Here is a 1115-nt window from a genome sequence, read left to right as displayed (position 1 = left end):
ATATTAATGGCTAAACACGCTGGTATAGCAAGGTTTACCTATAATTGGGGTTTAGCTACTTGGGCTTCTTTGCATAAAGATGGATTAAAGCCAAACAAATATATCCTCAAAAAATTCTTTAATAACCATGTAAAACCTGAATTGGCATGGATTAAAGAAAAAGGTATTTGTCAGAAAATCACTCAATACGCCTTTGATAGTTTAGGTGAGGCTTTCCAGAGATTTTTTAAAGGACAGTCTAAATATCCCAACTTCAAAAAGAAAGGGAAAAATGATAGTTTTACAATTGATAATGGTGGTAAACCAATTCCTGTAGGTGGCACATCAATAAAACTACCAACAATTGGATGGGTAAAAACTTATGAAGGATTACCTCATACCACCTGCAAAAGTATTACTATTTCTAGGACTGCTGATAGCTGGTACATAGCTTTTTCTTATGAACAAGAATGTCGACCAACTATTAAAAAACATGATGCTGTTGGTGTTGATTTGGGAGTAAAGGAACTAGCTATTCTTAGCACTGGTATTACTTTTGCTAATCCTAAACACTACAAACAGAACTTAGCTAAACTGCAAAGATTATCTAATATCTACTCTAAAAAGGCTTCATGTTCAAGCAATAAGCATAAAGCCAAAATTAAACTAGCTAGACATCATGCGAGAATAGCAAACCTGCGAAAAGACACTCTTCATAAACTTACTACTTACTTATGCAAAAACCACGCGAAGATAGTAGTAGAAGATTTGAATGTTTCAGGGATGTTATCAAACCATAAATTAGCCCAAGCAATAGCTGATTGTGGGTTTCATGAGTTTAAGCGTCAGCTAGAATATAAAGCTAAAAAGTTTGGTTGTGAAATTATAATTGCTGATAGATTTTATCCATCAAGTAAAACCTGTTCTCGATGTGGGCATAAAAAAGAAAATCTTTCTTTATCCGAAAGAATTTATTGCTGTGAGAACTGTGGTTTTGAGATAGATAGGGATCTAAACGCTGCAATTAATTTATCGCGTTTGGCTAAAGCGTGAAAGTCTACCGAGGGATAACTGCTCCCATGCTCCCGTTGAAGTAGAAAGTAAAGTCTAGTTTTGTCTAGGTTTTATATAGCAGA

At 34.7% G+C, this 1115-nt stretch carries 1 protein-coding gene; it reads left to right on the top strand.

Annotated elements, in window-relative coordinates; genetic code table 11:
• Window positions 1–1032: RNA-guided endonuclease InsQ/TnpB family protein (locus FFR48_RS28020; protein WP_236104233.1), on the top strand; the 1032-nt coding region annotated here is incomplete at its 5' end.
• Window positions 1033–1115: the final 83 nt, after the last annotated feature.

Origin of the sequence: Sphaerospermopsis reniformis, assembly GCF_005402885.1 — a bacterium.
GTDB classification, from domain to species: domain Bacteria; phylum Cyanobacteriota; class Cyanobacteriia; order Cyanobacteriales; family Nostocaceae; genus Sphaerospermopsis; species Sphaerospermopsis kisseleviana.
This window is presented reverse-complemented; position numbering and strand designations above follow the sequence as displayed.